Here is a 16,499-nt window from a genome sequence, read left to right as displayed (position 1 = left end):
GGACCGGGTAGAACGAAGCGGGCGGTGCCGGTTGGCACCGCCCGCCTTGCATCAGGGCTGGCCGCCCTGCTTGCCATCGCCCGGCTTGAGCACGTCCTGGGCCGCGTGGACCAGGAACATGTAGTGCGCGGCGAGGTCGATCACGTACTCGTTCTGGCCCCAGAAGAACGGCCAGTCCTCCTTGTTCTCCGGGAAGTCGGGCTTGAGCACCAGCACGCCCGGGACCACGCCGCCGGCGATGTAACTGAAGTCGGCGCGGTTGTTGCCGTAGGCGACCTGCTTGGAGCGGGCGCCGACGGCAGACACGAAGGACAGGTTCGAGTCCGGGTGGGTGCCGTAGAGGTAGTTGAGGCCCTGCAGGGTGGGTTCGGCGTCGAACAGGTCCGGGAAGGCCTTGTGCAGGTGGTAGTTGGCGATGGCCATGCCCACCACCGCGCCGTTGCCGGCCCAGCCGCCACGGGTGATCACCACCCCGTACGGGTTCTCGCCGGTCATCGGCGCCATCTCCTGGCGCAGGCGCTCGGCGCGGGCGCGAACCTGGGCGCGGAACGCGTCGTCCATCTTCGGCAGCGCCGCCATCAGCGCCGGGATGTTGAAGCCGAAGCGTTCCTCGACCTTCGGCCACAGCGCACGGATCGCCTCGGCGTAGCGCGCGTCGCCGGTGGTGACCAGCAGCTGGGCGGCGGCGCGCAGCTGCTCGTCGTCCGGGTGGCCGCCGGTGGTGTTGCCCACCCGGAACAGGTTGGGCTCGCGCGACTGCTCGAACTCCCAGACCTTGCGCGCGGTCTCCAGGCACTCGTGGGCCAACGCGTCGTTGTGCCCGCGCAGGGCGCGGCTGGCGGCGGCCAGCGCCGCGGCCGAACCGTAGTTCAGCGCGGTGGTATTGCTGGTGAAGGCCAGGCGGTCGTCCCTGGGCGAGTCCGGGTCGTTCGGGTCGTCGACCTTGCCGTCGGTCTTGGTCGAGGCATCGCCCAGATGGGTGTACTGACCCAGGTCCGGCTCGACGATGCCGGGGATGGCGTGGCCAAACACGCGGTGCTGGGCGATCAGGGCCAGGGTGCCGTGCTCGATCTGCTGCACCAGGTCCGGCTTGCCGTCGGGCACGTGGATCTCCACGTGCTTGCGCTGCTGGTCGATGGTGGTCTCGTCGCGCAGCGGACGGAAGCGCTCCCAGGTATCGACCATCGACAGCACGGTGGCGTAGTGGGTCTGGGTGCGGATGTCGAAGTCGCCGGCGTCGAACCAGCCGCCGTAGTTCAGGCCGGGGATGTGCTCGCCCGGCTGGAACGGCGAATCCAGCTCCGGGCCCTGCGCGAACAGGTCGAAGTGCTCGTGGTTGGGCGCGACCTGGCGGGCGTCGTCCATGTGCGGGCGGCCGTGCCAGACGCGGTAGGCCTCGTTGACGAACATGTGGTCCATCTGCACCGGGAAGAACACGTCCGCGGTCGGATGCCAGGCCTCGGCGTACACGTCCTCGGCGATGCGGAAGGCGTGGGTGCGCTGGCCAGCGGCCTCGATCTGGTACAGGCCGGGCTCGCGCACCGAGGAGAAGTCGAAGGTGTAGTACTGGTAGCGCAGGTAGCGGCCCCACTGTGCCGGGGTCGCGGACAGCGCCTCGGTCTCGCTGCCGTCGGCGCCGATGCGCAGCAGGCGCGCCGCACCCGGTGCCGGGGAACGCGGATCGGTCTCCAGCACCGCGACCTTGCGTTGCGCCGGGTGGTAGCCGACCTGCGAATGGCCGATCACCGGCTCACGGGTCCAGCCCGGCAGGGTGTGGCCTTCCACGGTCCAGTCCAGCACCGCGCCGCGCTTGCCGGCCGGCAGCAGGGTGCGGACCACGAACCAACCGTTCTGGGCCTGGTTGCGGCCGTCGTACAGGCCCAGCTCGCCGCTGTTGCTGCTGATGGTCACCCGGCGCTGCGGATCCTCCGGCGCCAGCACCAGGCGCTGGCCGCTGGTGATCGGCATGCGCACCGGCTTGCCGTCGGCACCGCGGCTGGTGGGGCCGGCCGGGTAGAGCGGGAACTGGCCGTGGCGCTCGCCCTGCGCGGCGCTGGCCGCCCAGGACTTGCCGAAGTAGGCCGAGGGCAGGAACTCCAGGTTGAAGCCGGCGCGGCCCTGCAGCGACTTCGGCAGCGGCTTGTCGAGCAGCACCTGGATGCGCACGCCGTCACCCTGCGGCGAGACCTGGATGCTGTACTCGAACTTCTCGTTCGGATAGCCCATGCGGGTGGTGACGGTGCCGGTGCGCGCATCGACCTTGCGGTCGAGCATCAGCGCCACCGGGTCCCACTGCTCGGGCGTGGGCGACAGGCGCACGTCGCCATTGGTGGCGGTGCGCACGCCGTGGTGGATCAGCTCCACGCCGGCGTGCTTGGCATCGGAGAACAGGCCGTCGTAGTAGTTGTTGAACACCAGCACGTCCAGGCCGGGCCGGCTGAAGTACTCCTGTTCGTTGAGCTTGAGCGGTTCGGCCAGGGCCGAAGGCAGGGCCGCGACCAGTGCGGCGGCGAGGATGGAACGGGTGCGGATCGATGCCTGGCGGCGGCGTTGCGTCATTGCGGAAGCTCCCCTCAGAGTCGATGTGAACGCTAACATCGCTTCCGGGTGCAACCCAGCTGCGGTGCAGCAACCGGCTATCCCGCAGCCTCCGGAGGCTGCTAATCGCGGTCCGGCGCGCCCAGTGGAAAGTAGTGGCGGTAGGGCCGCGCCTCGTCCACCGCCCGCCGCATCGACGGCCTTGCGAGCAGGCGCGCGCGGTAGGCATGGACGCGGGTGCATCCGGACGGGATCGGGTGGCTCCAGTCCGCGTAGAACAGGAACGGGGCGGCACCGCAGTCGGCCATGCTGAAGTCCTGCCCGGCCGCCCAGGGGCGGCCGTCGGCCAGGTGCTGCTCCAGCCAGGCGTAACTGGTCTCCAACAGGCGCCGGGCCTCGGCCACCCCATGCGGATCGCGCTCGCCCTCCGGGCGCAGGACGTCGAACACCAGCTTCTGCTGCGGCGTGGACACGTAGTTGTCGAAGAAGCGGTCCAGCAGGCGCACGTCCAGCGCCTGCAGCGGATCGTCGGGCAGCAGCCGGACCGGCCCGGCATGGCGCAGGTGCAGGTATTCGATGATGGCGCTGGCCTCGGGCAGGCTGCGCTCGCCGTCGACCAGCAGCGGGAAGCGGCCTATCGGCCAGCGGGCCCGCAGCGCCTGCATGTTCCCCGGTTGCTCCAGGTTCCGGTACTCGAACGGGACCTGGTTCTCGTACAGCGCCACCAGGACCTTCTGGCAGTAGGAGGAGAACGGATGGGCGTACAGGGCGAGGCTCATGCGGGGCTCACTGGGCCGGGGTGTCCTCGGTGCGACGCGCGGGCCCCTCGTGGATCGACACCGGCGTCTCGCCAAGGCCTGGATACAGCGCCATCAGCGCCAGCGCCACCCCGTTGGACCAGCCGAAGCCGTCCTGCAGCGGGTACTCGCCGCCACCGCCGCCCTGCAGGGCGCCATCGGCGTCGTACTTCTCCACCAGCTTGTGCTCGCGTTCGAACAGGGTGCGGACGTTGCCGACGAAGGCGGCGGCGATCTCGCGGGCCAGCGCGTCGTCGCCATACCGGCGCAGGCCGTCGACCGCGATCCACTGCAGCGGCGCCCACACATTGGGCGCGTCCCACTGCTGGCCGCTGTCGATGGCGGTGGTCAGCAGGCCGCCCGGCTTCAGCAGCTGCGCGCGTACGGCGGCGGCGGTGCGGCTGGCCCGCTCCGGGGAGGCGATGCCGGCATGCAGCGGGAACAGCGTGGCGGCAGTCAGCTGTGCGCGTACCTTGCCGTCGCGCAGGTCGAGGTCGCCGTAGTAGCCGTCCTCGCTCCACAGGTGGCGCTCGATCGCAGCGGCGCGGGCCTGCGCCCTGGCGGTGTAGTCGCGGGCACAGGCGGCGTCGCCGGCCTGTTCGCAGGCACCGGCGATGGTGGTTTCCAGGTGGTGCAGCAGGCTGTTGAGGTCCACCGGCACGCGCGAGGTCACGTGGATCGTGTCCAGGCGCATCGGGTCGTCCAGCCAGCGGCTCGAGAAGTCCCAGCCGCTCTCGGCGCCGGCGCGCAGTTCGCGGTAGACCTCGGCGGCCGGGCGGTTGGAGGCGGCCGCGGTCTCGCGGTCCTGGATGTACGACTCCGGGCGCGGCGTGTCGCGGTCGTCCCAGTAGCGGTTGAGCAGGCTGCCGTCTTCCAGCCGCACCACGCGGCGATGCGCCTGGCCCGGGCGCAGGCCTTCGGCGCCATCCATCCAGAACGCGTGCTCGCGCCGGAGCTGGGCCAGGTAGCGCGTGGCCACGGCCGGATCGGCGCGCGCTTCCAGCTCGACCATGTGCGAGAAGAACGGCGGCTGCGAACGGCTCAGGTAGTAGCTGCGGTTGCCGTTGGGGATATGGCCCCAGCGGTCGATCAGGTGGGCGAAGTTGTCCAGCATCTGCCCCACCAGCGCGTGCTGCCCGCTTTCGGCCAGGCCGAGCATGGTGAAATACGAGTCCCAGTAGTAGACCTCGCGGAAGCGTCCGCCCGGGACCACGTAGGGCTGCGGCAGCGGCAGCAGGCTGTCGTGCGGCAGCGGCTCGGGGCTGCGCCGGGTCAGCAGCGGCCACAGCGCGTCGATATGCGCGCGCAGGCTGTCGCGCCGGGGGATATCGGTGCCGGCGGCTGCGGCCGGCAGCACGAAGTGCCTTTCGACGAAGGCACCCAGGTCGAAACCCGGCGCGACGTGGTCACGCGCGTATGCGGCCTCGACCGTGGCCGGGTCGCTGCGCGGCACCGCGTCGACGAAGAACTTCTGGTCCTCGAACAGCTGCGCTTCCTGCACCGCGGCAAACACGTTCGGCCAGGCCCGGTCGGGCGTGCGCACGGCCCGAGTGTCCGCCACGACGGCGGGCTGCACCTGCGCGGGGCGGTGGGCTACGGGCGGCTGCGCCGCGCAGGCGCCAAGCAGGAGAGGCAGCACGAACAGGAACCGGCGGGCGGGATGGCGTGGCATGAAGGGCCTCCAGGACGCGGGACCGGGCGATGGTCGCACCGGCCATGCGATGGAGGCGGCAAGACTGCCGTCAGGACCCGGCCCCGGCCTCCACCAGCGATGCGCGTGCCTGCACCGTATAGGCCTGAAGTTGCGGGAAGAACGCCTCGAATCCGGCGTCGATCGCCTTCTCGTGCCTGCGCAGATCGTCCAGGCAGGCGACCAGGCGCTCGCCGTTGCGCGACAGCCGCGTGGCGATGCGGGTCACGGCCAGGTCGACGTTCCCACGCTGGCGGTACGAGCCCAGCCAGTCGTGCGCGGCGATGCGCGGGGCCAGGTCCTGCAGCCGCCCGGGCAGGCGCGCGCGCTGCGCCAGCAGGTGCTGGTAGAAGCGCGCGGTGAAGTGGTCCAGCGGTTCGTGCGAGTGCCGCTCCCAGCTGCGCGCCAGCAGGTGGTCGTAATACACGTCCAGGGCGATGCCGGCATAGCGGCGCAGCCCGGGCGCGAACAGCGCACGCGCCCCGGTAACCACCGGATGGTCGTCGGTATAGCGGTCGATGCGGCGGTGGACCAGGATCTCGCGCCGCTCCACCGCGCTGTAGTCGGCCAGCGCCGCCAGGCCGAACACGAAGTCCCCAAGCAGGGCGCCCAGCATCGCCTCCGGATCCGGCGCGGCCAGGTGGAGGTGGGCGAGGTAGTTCATCGCGCGTATTTTCGCACGCGTCGCTGGCGCGAAGCTGTACGGATGCCAGGGTTGACGTCCGCCTCAGCGCTGCCCGGGATACTCCGGGACATGCCCGAAGGCCCCACCATCGTCATCCTCAGGGAAGCCGCCGCGGGCTTCGTCGGGCGCAAGGTGCGCGCCGTGCACGGCAACAGCCGCGAGCCGATCCAGCGCATCGCCGGCCGGCGCCTGGTGGCGATGCACAGCTGGGGCAAGCACTTCCTGCTGGCGTTCGACGACTTCAGTGTGCGCATCCATTTCATGCTGTTCGGCAGCTACCGGATCAACGAGCGCAAGCCCACGCCTGCGCGCCTGGGCCTGGAGTTCAGCCGCGGTGGCGAGCTGAACTTCTACGCCTGCTCGGTGCGCTTCATCGACCAGCCGCTGGACGAGGTGTACGACTGGAGCGCCGACGTGATGAACGACGCCTGGGACCCGGCCGCGGCCCGGCGCAAGCTGCGGGCGCGTCCGCAGGCGCTGGCCGCCGACGCGCTGCTGGACCAGGACGTGTTTGCCGGCGTTGGCAACATCATCAAGAACGAGGTGTTGCACCGGATCCGGGTGCACCCCGAGAGCCGCATCGGCGCGTTGCCGCCGCGCAAGCTGGGCCAGCTGGTGGCCGAGGCGCGGCAGTACAGCTTCGACTTCCTGGAGTGGAAGAAGGCCTACGTGCTGCGCAAGCACTGGCAGGTGCATGCCAAGAAGACCTGCCCGCGCGACGGCACGGAACTGAGCTACCGCAAGGAACTGGGCCAGGCGCGCCGGCGCGCGTTCTGGTGCAGCGTCTGCCAGCGGCTGTACGAGTGAGGCTGTAGCCGGGTGTGGCTAGACCGCGACCCGCGCCAGCACCGCCTGCGCCGCGATCGCCGCGCACAGGGCGATGAACAGCACCCCGCACCAGCCCGGCTCGAAGCCGCGGTGCCCCGGCGAGACCAGTCTGCCGACGCCGGCCAGTGCCGCCGGCAGGGCGAACAGCAGGAGCACGTGGCCCAGGCCCATGAAGGAAATATCCATCCCGCTTCTCCACTGGCGGCGGCCTGCCGCCATGGGTCGATCCTCGGCCGCCGCCGCCGTGGCGGCATTGATCGGGGTCAAGCCCGGGCGGGGCCGGGCCGCAGTTCCCGGGCAGGGGACGCTTGTTCCTGAATAGAGGCCCTTCAGGAGCCGCTCCACGCACTCCGCCCAGCTGCGCCTCGTTGTGCAATGCAGCATAATGGGCGCATGTCTGCTCCCCTGATCCCCGACGCCCCCGCGGGCGCCCCGGCGCTGGCCGTGCCTGCGCGCCAGCGCGCCCTGATCCTGACCGGCCTGAGCCTGGGCGGCTTCGCGATCGGCACCAGCGAGTTCGCCAGCATGGGCCTGATGCCCAACATCGTGGCCGAGCTGGGGGTCAGCGAGCCGCAGGTCGGCCACCTGATCAGTGCCTACGCGATGGGCGTGGTGGTCGGTGCGCCGCTGCTGGCGATCCTGGGTGGGCGCCTGAGCCGCAAGGCCCTGCTACTGGCGCTGATGGCGTTCTACGCCGCCGGCAACCTGGCCACCGCGCTGGGCCCGGACTACATGAGCCTGATGCTGTTCCGCTTCATCGCCGGCCTGCCGCATGGCGCCTACTTCGGCGTGGCGGCGCTGACTGCGGTGGCGATCACCCCGCCGGAGGCACGCGGCCGCGCGGTAAGCCTGAGCATGCTGGGCCTGACCCTGGCGATCCTGCTCGGCACCCCGCTGGCGACCTGGATGGGCCAGCTGGCCAGCTGGCGCTGGACCTACGCCATGGTTTCGGTGGTCTCGCTGGTGACCGTACTGCTGCTGGCGCTGTACCTGCCGGCCAATGGCAAGGCGCCGCGCACCCGGGTGATGGACGAGCTGCGCGCCTTCAACCGGCTGCCGGTGTGGCAGGGCCTGCTGATCGGCGCGATCGGCTTCGCCGGCATGTTCAGCGTGTTCAGCTACCTGGCGCCGACCATGGTCGAGGTCACCGGGGTGGCTCCGGCCTGGATCCCGGTGGGCGTGGCCGGATTCGGCCTTGGTGGCCTTATCGGCAACATGGTCGGCGGCTGGCTGTTCGACCGCCTGCGTTTCCGCGCGGTCCCGGTGGTCCTGTGCTGGGCGCTGGTGATGCTGCTGCTGTTCCCGCTGGCGGCGCAGGCACCGTGGAGCCTGCTGCTGGCCACGGTGTGCATCGGCGCGATGGGTGCGCTGGGCCCGATCCTGCAGTCGCACTTGATGGACGTGGCCGGCGGTGCCCAGACCCTGGCCGCGGCCTCGCACCACGCCGCGTTCAACGCCGCCAATGCCCTGGGCCCGCTGCTCGGCGGCATGGCGATCAGCGCCGGCTTCGGCTGGACCTCGACCGGCCCGGTCGGTGCCATCCCCGCGGTGGCCGGCCTGGGCCTGTACTGGTGGGCCGCGCGGACCCGCGCCCGCCGCCTGCGGGCCGAGGCCTGCTGCCCCGCGGCCTGAGCGCCTCGCCGGCGGCCCGCCGCTGGCGGCCGCGTTCCATACGCCCCTGAAGGGCCGTTTTCCGGCCGGACCACTTAGACTGTGGCGCTTCCGCCGGCGCGCCCGTGCGCGCCTGCGTCCTTGTCCGCTTCAGAGAGAGTCCGCGTGGTCATCCATCCCAAAGTCCGAGGCTTCATCTGCACCACCGCCCACCCGGAAGGGTGCGCGAAGAACGTGCAGGACCAGATCCGCTACGTGCAGTCCCAGGGCAGGCACGAGGGCGGTCCGAAGCGGGTGCTGGTGATCGGCGCCTCCACCGGCTACGGCCTGGCCGCGCGCATCACCGCCGCCTTCGGCTACGGCGCCGATACCCTCGGCGTGTTCTTCGAGAAGCCGGGCACCGAGAAGAAGCCGGGCAACCCGGGCTGGTACAACTCGGCCGAGTTCGACCGCCAAGCCAAGGCCGCCGGCCTGTGGAGCCGCTCGATCAACGGCGACGCCTTCTCCGACGAGGTCCGCGCCAAGGCCATCGAGCTGATCGGCGAGATGGGCGGCCCGATCGACCTGGTCGTGTACTCGCTGGCCTCGCCGGTGCGCCGTCTGCCGGATACCGGCGAGCTCAAGCGCTCCGCGCTCAAGCCTATCGGCCAGGCCTACAAGGCCACCGCGGTCGACACCAACCGCGACCAGGTGATCGAGGCCACGGTCGAGCCGGCCACCGAGCAGGAAATCGCCGACACCATCCGGGTGATGGGTGGCGAAGACTGGGAGCTGTGGATCGACGCGCTCTCGAAGGCCGGCGTGCTGGCCCCGGACGCGAAGACGGTGGCCTTCAGCTACATCGGCACCGAGATCACCTGGCCGATCTACTGGCATGGCGCCCTGGGCAAGGCCAAGGAAGACCTGGACCGCGCCGCGCACGCCATCGATGCGAAGCTCAAACCCACGGGCGGCTCGGCGAACGTGGCCGTGCTCAAGTCGGTGGTGACCCAGGCCAGCGCCGCGATCCCGGTGATGCCGCTGTACATCGCCATCGTCTACCGGATCATGAAGGAGAAGGGCCTGCACGAGGGCCCGATCGAGCAGCTCGAGCGCACCTTCCGCGAGCACCTGTACAGCGACAACCCGCCGCCGCCCGACGAGTCCAACCGCCTGCGCCTGGACGACCGCGAGCTGCGCGACGACGTGCAGCAGGCCTGCCGCGACCTGTGGCCGACCGTGACCAACGAGAACCTGTTCCAGGTCACCGACTACGCCACCTACAAGCACGACTTCCTGAGCCTGTTCGGCTTCGAGCGCGACGACGTGGACTATGACGCCGACGTCGACCCGGTCGCCGAGTTCGACGTGGTCGACCTGGCCGGCTGAGCCTTTACCGCTCCAAACCCATGCGGCCGGCCTTGCGCCGGCCGCTTTCGTTTTGGCCCCCGGGCCCGCTGCACGCGGCTCTGCAGGCGCTACCGGTCGTGACCTGCGTAGCCCGGGTAAGCGAAGCGCACCCGGGGCCGGGAATCCCGGTCACGCGAAGACGTGATTGGCGCCCATCCCCGGATGCGGCCTTCGGCCTTATCCGGGCTACGCCCGGTGCCGGCGTAATCCAGCCAGTCGGCAGCCGTGAAAAACGAATCGCCCCGACAACGCCGACCGTCCCCAATCACCAATCCCGGCTTTCAACGGACGAACGTCCGGTAATCCCCAATCCCGAATCCCGAATCCCGAATCCCGAATCCCGAATCCCGAATCCCGAATCACGAATCACGAATCACGAATCACGAATCACGAATCCCGAATCCCGCGCCGCGGTAGCGGCGACCACGCACTCCCGCAGGTCATTGAGCCGGAACGGCTTTGACAGGCGCACCAGTGCCGGGTCCAGCTCGACATTGGTGTAGCCGGAAACCACGATCACCGCGGTGCCCGGGTCGCGTGTAATGACCTCGCGGGCGAGGTTGGCGCCGGACATGCCCGGCATCAGGTGGTCGGTCACCAGCAGGCTGGGATGCAGCCCGCGGTCCAGTTCCGCCAGGGCTTCCTCGGCCGAGCCGGCCTCCACCACCTCGTAACCCATGTCCAGCAGGACGTCGGCGGTACACATGCGCACGCCCGGTTCGTCGTCGACGACCAGGGCGATACGGGGCTGGGACGGGGGTGCAACACTTGCCACGGGGTTCTCCGGTCGGATCAGGGCCGGCTGGCGGCCGGCAGCCACAATTCGATCATGGTGCCTTCACCCGGGGCACTGTCGATGTGAAGGCAGCCTCCAAGCTGCAGCGCCAGGCCATGGGCCATGGACAGCCCCAGCCCGGTGCCCTTGCCGATGCCCTTGGTGGAGAAGAACGGCTCGATCGCGCGCTCGCGGGTGGCCGCGTCCATGCCCACGCCGGTGTCGGCGACGGTGATCACCGCGTACTGCCCCGGGCGCAACGTGCTGCTGGCGATCCCGTCCACGATCTCGGCGCCGCGCGAGGCCAGGGTCAGGGTGCCGCCCTCGGACATGGCGTCGCGTGCATTCACGCCGAGGTTGAGCAGGGCCATCTCCAGCTGGTTGCGGTCGCCCACCGCCGGGGGCGTGCCCGGGTCGGCATCGACCTCGACCCGGATCCGCGGATCGAAGCTGGAGCGCATCAGTCCGCCGATGCCTTCCAGCAGCGCCGGCACGTCCACCTCGACGGTCTGCAGCGGCTGCTTGCGCGCGAACGCCAGCAGGCGCTGCACCAGCATCGCCGCGCGCTCGGCGGACTGCTGCGCCACCGCCACGGTGCGGGCGCGGCGCTCGGGGTTGGCCTGGGGATCGGCGGCCAGGTCCAGCGCGGCCATGATCGGCGCCAGCAGGTTGTTGAAGTCGTGGGCCACGCCGCCGGTGAGCTGGCCCATCGCCTCCAGCTTCTGCGACTGGCGCAGCGCCTCCTCGGCGGTGCGCCGCTGGGTGATGTCGATCGCTTCCTGGACCACGCCGGTGATGCGGCCGTCGGCGCCATGGAACGGGCGCAGCGACAGCTCCAGCACGCGGTGGCCACCAGGCAGGTCGACCTCCAGCTCGTCGTGCACCAGCTCGCCGGCGGCGGCGCGCAGCACGCCCGCGCGGATCCGCTCCGGCATGCCCGGAGTCCCGCTGAACCAGGGCGTGTCCCAGAACGGGCGGCCGACCACCTCCCCGCGGCGCGCGCCGATCATCGCCAGCGCGGTCTCGTTGGCATCCAGCAGGGTGCCGTCCAGCGCGCACATGACCTGCAGCTGGAAGCTGGTCTCGAACAGGTTGCGCAGCTGCGCCTGCGATTCGGCCAGCGCCGCCACCGCCATGCGATGGGCGGTGACGTCGCGCGCGCTGCAGTAGAACCTGCCTTCCTGCGGCGTGGCCACCCATGAAAGGGTGCGGTAGCCGCCGTCCCTGGTGCGCATGCGGCACTCGAAACCCAGCAGGGGCTCGCCGGCATGCAGGCGCTCGCGGGCGGCGGCGGCGGACTCGCGGTCGTCGGGATGCAGCAGGGCGCGTATCGGCATCAGCGCCAGCTCCTCCCGGGTCCAGCCCAGCACGCGCTCCCAGGCCGGGTTGCTGCGCTCGAGGATGCCGTCGCGGTTGAGCACGCCGAGCATGTCCGGGGTGACCTGCCAGTTGAGCGAGCGCTCCCGGGCCTGCTCGGCCACCCGCCGTTCCAGGTCGCTGTTGAGCGCCTCCAGCTCCGACTCGCGCTCGCGCAGCGCCTTCTCGTTGCGGGTGCGCTCGGTGTTGTCCATGCCGACCACGACGATGCCGCCGACGCTGCCGTCCTGGTCGGTGAAGGGATGGAACACGAAGTCCAGGTAATGCGTCTGCGGCGTGCCGCCCTCGGGCTCGGCGGTGTAGCGCGCGTCGTTCTCCACGTGCGCGCGTCCACTGGCGAGGACCTCGTCCAGCACGGGCATCCAGCCCTGGCGCACCACTTCCGGCAGCGCCTCGGCCACCGGCTTCCCGACCAGGTCGTCGCGACCGACCAGGCGCAGGTAGGCGGCGTTGGCGAACTCGAAGCGGTGCTCCGGCCCGCGCAGCATCGCCATGAACGCCGGGGCCTGGTCGAAGATCCGCGCCAGGCGCGCGCGCTCGTCGGCCAGGCGGCGCTCGGTCACGACCCGGCGGGTGGTCTCGTGGGTGATGGCGAGCATCGCCACGACCTTGCCGTCGGCCTGGCGCACCGGGCTGTAGGTGAAGGTCCACCAGGTGTCCTCGGCCACGCCCTTGCGCTCCAAGCGCAGGTACATGTCCTCCACCCAGGTGGCGGTGCCGGACATGGCCGACTCGGCCATCGCGCGCACGTCCTCCCACAGCTCGTACCAGACCTCGGCCAGCGGCCGGCCGAGCGCGGTCGGCTCCTTCACCCCGAGCACCGGCAGGTAGGCGTCGTTGTAGAACAGCAGCAGGTCCGGGCCCCAGCCCAGGCACATGGCGAAGCGCGAGCCGAACATCATCGACAGCGAGGTCTTGAGTTCGGTCGGCCAGCCCGCAGGCGGACCCAGGGGGTGCGTCGACCAGTCGTGCTCCGCCACCCGCCGGGCCGAGTAGCCGCCGTCCCGCAGGAACTCGGTGCCGGGGACGAGGTTCTGGGAAGGCGTCATGCGTGGCGCTGGCGGGGGAGACGCGGCGATGCTGGCACATCCGGTGTGGGCGCGGTGATCACGCCGGCGGCCACCCGACCGGCGGCGGTCCGGGCGGCCGTGGCCGGGAACCGCGGGGCCCCGGACGCGGTCTGCTGGAGTCCCCCGTTTCCCTCCCGCCGGCTTGCGCCATCCCCTCGACAGGCAGTTCCTGGCCCACGCCGTATCCGCGCTGCTGACCGTGGCGGTGCTGCTGCTGTTCGCGGTCCTGCTGCTGCGTGCCCCGGCCACGGATCCGGAACCCGCCACGGAGGATGGGCGGCTGGAGGTGAGGTTCACGCTGCGGCCGGGCCAGGCCGTGGTCCCGCGGTTGCCGACGGTCCCGGCCGACCGGGAGGTCGCGCAGGCTCCCGCATCGCGCGGATCGCTGACGCCAGCGGCAAGCCCCGTCGGCCCTGGTCCGGCGACCACGCCCGCGGTGCCTGCCGCACGCGGTCCGTTGCTGTACGACGCCGAGGGGCGGGTGCTGGTGCCCGACGGCGTGGTCGCGACCACGCCGGTGCCTGGCAAGGGCGAGCGGGCGCTGGATCCGCACAACCCGGTGGACTACCGCGGGACCCGCTTCGAAGGCGACTGGATCAGCGACGGCAGCGTCGGCGACGTGGCGGCGCAGTCGATCGCCCGCGGCCAGAAGAAGGTCGCCGAGTTCCTGATGGGCAAGGACATCCAGCACGCCGAGGCGCGGCCGCCGCCGCAGGTGGCGTTCAACCCGGCCCGCCACGAACGTCCCTCGGACCTGGGCAGCGAGGCTACCGGCGATGCCTGGAAGGCGGCGCCGGTCAGCGACGAGCCGGCACCCGGGTTGGATGGCAGCGCCAGCCGCGCCCTGCGCGGGCAGGTGGCCGAGCTGGAACGCGGGCACGGCCGCTGCCCGCGCGAGCGGCTGGAGAAGTTGATGGAACCGGTGCGCGAGGCGCTGGCGCAGCTGCAGGCGGTGGAGCACGCCCTGGCCAAGGGAGCGGACCCGGTGCGCGCGAAGCACCAGCTGCCGTCCACCGCCGACACGGCCTGGAACCAGGCGCGTCGCGCGCTGTGGTACGCGCGGCAGAAGCTGCAGGACTGCCGCGGTTAGGACCTTCGCGGTCGGGAGAAGCCGGGGCCGGCGGCCCAGCCCGCCGCGTGGGCGGCGGGAAGCCCGCTTATTCCTTCGCGACGAGGAAGTAGGGCTCGACCGTCCCCTTGACCTTGATCGTCATCGGGTTGCCGCGGCGGTCGCGCGAGCGGCCGACCTGGACCCGGATCCAGCCCTCGCTGACCGAGTACTCCTCGACGTTGTCGCGTTCCTGGCCGTTGAAGCGCACGCCCACGCCACGGTCGAGCATGGCGGCGTCGTAGAAGGGGCTGCGCGGATCCAGGGCGAGGCGGTCGGGGGGCGTATCGGTCATCGTCGAAAGCTTCTGTTGCGTGCCGGAACCGCCGGCGCGGTGCGGGAAGGATACCCCGGGGCGCGTATCATGCGCCTCCCGCGGCACAGCCCCGTCGCCGCACCGGAGGCATATCCCATGGCGCTCAAGGCCACCGTGGTCCGCGTGGACCTGCAGATCAGCGACATGGATCGCCACTACTACGCATCCCATTCGCTGACCCTCGCCCAACATCCGTCCGAGACCGAGGAGCGGCTGATGGTGCGGGTGCTGGCCTTCGCCCTGTACGCGCAGGACCGGCTGGAGTTCGGCCGCGGCCTGAGTACGGACGAGGACCCGGACCTGTGGTTGCGCGACTACACCGGCGACATCGACCTGTGGATCGAGCTGGGCCAGCCGGACGAGTCGCGGGTGCGCAAGGCCTGCAACCGCTCCACCCAGGTGGTGGTGCTCAACTACGGCGGCCGCGCCGCCGACCTGTGGTGGGAGCGCAACGAAGGCGCGCTGTCGCGCCATCGCAACCTGACCGTGCTCGACCTGCCGGCCGCGCAGCTGGAGCCGCTGGTAGCCATGTACTCCCGCGGCCTGCGCCTGGACGTGCAGGTGCAGGACGGCGAGGTGCGCGTGCTGGACGAGCGCGGCGCCGAGGCGGTGCTGCAGCCGGTGCCGCGGATGGCACCGGAGTCGAAGCGCGGCTGATGGCCGAGGCACCCGTCCGCTACGACGCGATCGTCATTGGCGCCGGCGCCGCCGGGCTGATGTGCGCGCTCACCGCCGGCCAGCGCGGGCTGCGCGTGCTGGTGGTCGAGCACGCCAACAAGCCGGGCAAGAAGATCCTCATGTCCGGTGGCGGGCGCTGCAACTTCACCAATACCGGCACCACGCCCGCCAACTACATCTCCGCCAACCCGCACTTCTGCAAGTCGGCGCTGGCGCGCTACACGCCGTGGCACTTCATCGACCTGGTCGAGAAGCATCGCATCGCCTACCACGAGAAGGCTCCTGGGCAGCTGTTCTGCGACGTCTCCTCCAAGCTCATCGTGAAGATGCTGCTGGACGAGTGCGCGGCTGCCGGCGTGGAGCTGCGCACCAGCTGCACGGTCGAGGCGGTGGAGCAGCCCGATGGCGGCGGCTTCCTGCTGCGCACCACCCAGGGCCGGTTCGCCGCGCCTTCGCTGGTGGTCGCCAGTGGCGGCCTGTCGATCCCGAGCATGGGCGCCACCGGCTTCGGCTACGAGCTGGCGCGGCGCTTCGGCCACGAGGTGCTGCCCACCCGCGCCGGCCTGGTGCCGCTGACCCTGTCGGGCCGCCACCAGGAACGCCTGGCCGACCTCTCCGGCGTGGCGCTGGAGGTGGAGGCGCGCTGCAACGGCCGCAGCTTCCGCGAGGCCATGCTGTTCACCCACCGTGGCGTGAGCGGTCCGGCGATCCTGCAGATCTCCTCCTACTGGCAGCCCGGCGACGAGCTGCTGCTGGACCTGCTGCCCGGTCGCGATGCGGGCGAGTGGCTGCGGGCGCAGCAGAAGGCGCGCCCGGACGCGGAGCTGAAGACCGTGCTGTCCGAGGTGCTGCCGCGGCGCTTCGCCCAGCGCCTGTGCGAGCTGTGGCTGCAGAACCGGCCGATGCGCCAGCTCGACGTGCCGCAGCTGCGCAAGGCGGCCGAGGTGCTGCCGGCCTGGCCGCTGGTGGCCAGCGGTACCGAGGGCTACCGCACCGCCGAGGTCACGCTCGGTGGCGTGGATACCAACGGCGTGTCCTCCAGCACGATGGAGTCGCGCAAGGTGCCGGGCCTGCACTTCGTCGGCGAGGTCCTGGACGTGACCGGCTGGCTGGGTGGCTACAACTTCCAGTGGGCCTGGGCCTCGGGCCACGCCGCCGGCCAGGCGCTGGGTTGAACGCACTGGCTTAAACGTTCAACCGCGACTGCGTTTCCTGTTCCTGGTTTCACTGCCGGGTGACGGCTGCGCTGGGATTCTCTGCCCAGGGGTTGGAATCCTGGCGACGGGGGAGGGCGCCAGCAACAGGAAACACCAAGATGCCCGAGGTACCCCAGCCGGTACGCCCGGCGGTGATGATCGACATCGACCGCGAACGCGACCACTGGCGCCACCGCTACCAGTCGCTGCCACGGGCACGGGCGATGCGCAGCTTCGCCCGCTACTGGCCGGTGCTGTGCGCGGCCTACGACGTCTACCTCAACCATCCGCGGGTCGAACCGGGCGAGGGCCTGGCCCTGTTCCTGCGCCGGGAGAGCGTGGCCCTGAGCCTGCTGAGCGAGGCCGAGGCCGGGCAGGTGTTCGCCCATGTCTGGGAGCGGATCCGCGACGCGACCTCGGCCGGGCCGCGCGACCTGTAGC

14 protein-coding genes and 1 pseudogene are annotated in these 16,499 nt (G+C 71.0%); 7 read left to right on the top strand and 8 right to left on the bottom strand.

Annotated elements, in window-relative coordinates:
* Positions 1 to 51 precede the first annotated feature (51 nt).
* The 4 genes from PSESU_RS13475 to PSESU_RS13460 form a co-directional block, all read right to left on the bottom strand.
* Positions 52 to 2,559, bottom strand: coding sequence for a glycoside hydrolase family 9 protein (locus tag PSESU_RS13475; protein WP_013536343.1), 2,508 nt, complete (start codon positions 2,557 to 2,559; stop codon positions 52 to 54).
* Positions 2,560 to 2,660: 101 nt separating this feature from the next.
* Positions 2,661 to 3,317: a glutathione S-transferase family protein gene (locus PSESU_RS13470; protein WP_013536342.1), complete on the bottom strand. Its 657-nt coding sequence runs from the start codon at positions 3,315 to 3,317 to the stop codon at positions 2,661 to 2,663.
* A gap of 7 nt (positions 3,318 to 3,324) precedes the next feature.
* Complete coding sequence (gene treA / locus PSESU_RS13465) at positions 3,325 to 5,007, bottom strand: alpha,alpha-trehalase TreA (protein WP_013536341.1); 1,683 nt, start codon at positions 5,005 to 5,007, stop codon at positions 3,325 to 3,327.
* A 70-nt stretch (positions 5,008 to 5,077) separates the two neighbouring features.
* A complete protein-coding gene (locus tag PSESU_RS13460; protein WP_013536340.1) occupies positions 5,078 to 5,689 on the bottom strand; it encodes an ACP phosphodiesterase in 612 nt (203 codons plus the stop codon).
* A gap of 90 nt (positions 5,690 to 5,779) precedes the next feature.
* Here PSESU_RS13460 and PSESU_RS13455 point away from each other — a divergent pair, with 90 nt between their 5' ends.
* Entirely contained in the window at positions 5,780 to 6,517 is a 738-nt protein-coding gene (locus tag PSESU_RS13455) for a DNA-formamidopyrimidine glycosylase family protein (RefSeq protein WP_041764165.1), read from the top strand.
* Positions 6,518 to 6,535: 18 nt separating this feature from the next.
* On the opposite strand, the gene PSESU_RS13450 is transcribed toward PSESU_RS13455, so the two are convergent.
* Complete coding sequence (locus PSESU_RS13450; RefSeq protein WP_013536338.1) at positions 6,536 to 6,724, bottom strand: hypothetical protein; 189 nt, start codon at positions 6,722 to 6,724, stop codon at positions 6,536 to 6,538.
* Between the two features lie 207 nt (positions 6,725 to 6,931).
* On the opposite strand from PSESU_RS13450, the gene PSESU_RS13445 reads away from it, so the two are divergent.
* Entirely contained in the window at positions 6,932 to 8,170 is a 1,239-nt protein-coding gene (locus PSESU_RS13445; protein WP_041764164.1) for an MFS transporter, read from the top strand.
* Positions 8,171 to 8,314: 144 nt separating this feature from the next.
* The gene (gene fabV, locus PSESU_RS13440) at positions 8,315 to 9,517 is read left to right on the top strand and encodes an enoyl-ACP reductase FabV (protein WP_013536336.1); all 1,203 of its coding nucleotides are present in this window, start codon (positions 8,315 to 8,317) and stop codon (positions 9,515 to 9,517) included.
* A 394-nt stretch (positions 9,518 to 9,911) separates the two neighbouring features.
* Here the strand turns inward: fabV and PSESU_RS13435 are convergent, their stop codons facing one another.
* Together PSESU_RS13435 and PSESU_RS13430 are read right to left on the bottom strand one after the other, a co-directional pair.
* Entirely contained in the window at positions 9,912 to 10,313 is a 402-nt protein-coding gene (locus PSESU_RS13435; protein WP_013536335.1) for a response regulator, read from the bottom strand.
* Positions 10,314 to 10,354: 41 nt separating this feature from the next.
* Positions 10,355 to 12,739: pseudogene (locus PSESU_RS13430) on the bottom strand (PAS domain-containing protein); the annotation flags it as partial.
* A gap of 163 nt (positions 12,740 to 12,902) precedes the next feature.
* Here PSESU_RS13430 and PSESU_RS13425 point away from each other — a divergent pair.
* On the top strand, positions 12,903 to 13,850 hold the full coding sequence (locus PSESU_RS13425) for a hypothetical protein (RefSeq protein ID WP_013536333.1): 948 nt from the start codon (positions 12,903 to 12,905) through the stop codon (positions 13,848 to 13,850).
* A gap of 67 nt (positions 13,851 to 13,917) precedes the next feature.
* Here PSESU_RS13425 and PSESU_RS13420 read toward each other — a convergent pair whose 3' ends face one another.
* Entirely contained in the window at positions 13,918 to 14,163 is a 246-nt protein-coding gene (locus PSESU_RS13420) for a DUF3297 family protein (RefSeq protein ID WP_013536332.1), read from the bottom strand.
* A gap of 117 nt (positions 14,164 to 14,280) precedes the next feature.
* Here PSESU_RS13420 and PSESU_RS13415 point away from each other — a divergent pair, with 117 nt between their 5' ends.
* The 3 genes from PSESU_RS13415 (at position 14,281) to PSESU_RS13405 (ending at position 16,498) form a co-directional block, all read left to right on the top strand.
* On the top strand, positions 14,281 to 14,841 hold the full coding sequence (locus PSESU_RS13415) for a YaeQ family protein (protein WP_013536331.1): 561 nt from the start codon (positions 14,281 to 14,283) through the stop codon (positions 14,839 to 14,841).
* The gene (locus PSESU_RS13410; protein WP_013536330.1) at positions 14,841 to 16,037 is read left to right on the top strand and encodes an NAD(P)/FAD-dependent oxidoreductase; all 1,197 of its coding nucleotides are present in this window, start codon (positions 14,841 to 14,843) and stop codon (positions 16,035 to 16,037) included. Before PSESU_RS13415 ends, PSESU_RS13410 begins: the two co-directional genes overlap by 1 nt.
* A gap of 140 nt (positions 16,038 to 16,177) precedes the next feature.
* Positions 16,178 to 16,498 carry a hypothetical protein gene (locus PSESU_RS13405; protein ID WP_013536329.1) on the top strand — a complete coding sequence of 107 codons (321 nt, stop codon included), beginning with the start codon at positions 16,178 to 16,180 and terminating at the stop codon, positions 16,496 to 16,498.
* Position 16,499: the final 1 nt, after the last annotated feature.

The organism is Pseudoxanthomonas suwonensis 11-1, from assembly GCF_000185965.1.
GTDB lineage: Bacteria > Pseudomonadota > Gammaproteobacteria > Xanthomonadales > Xanthomonadaceae > Pseudoxanthomonas > Pseudoxanthomonas suwonensis_A.
Note: the sequence above shows the minus strand (reverse complement) of the source record. Positions and strands in the feature narration are given on the sequence as shown.